General features: G+C 66.4%; 1 protein-coding gene. It reads right to left on the bottom strand.

Annotated features, from left to right (window positions below; translation table 11 throughout):
* Nucleotides 1-250: AMP-binding protein (locus tag ACX4ZE_RS23415; protein ID WP_480275634.1), on the bottom strand; the 250-nt coding region annotated here is incomplete at both ends.

Consider the following 250-nt stretch of genomic DNA (forward strand, 5'->3'; position numbering starts at 1 on the left):
TCGAAGTCGAGGTCCTCGAAACAGACAGTCGTGATCCCGGTATCAGGCAACACACCCCGAATCACTGTGGTGGTGACGACCGCGACCGGACCCGCATCGGTGAGGACATACCGGTTGCGGGCGGGCGGATACCCGGGATCGATCGGCAGATACGCCGCACCGGCCTTCAACACCCCCAACAACGCCACCACCAACTCCACCGACCGCGGCACAGCGACCGCCACCACCGCATCCACCCCCACCCCCGCGG

The sequence above is a fragment of the Nocardia sp. TBRC8007 genome (assembly GCF_056629435.1).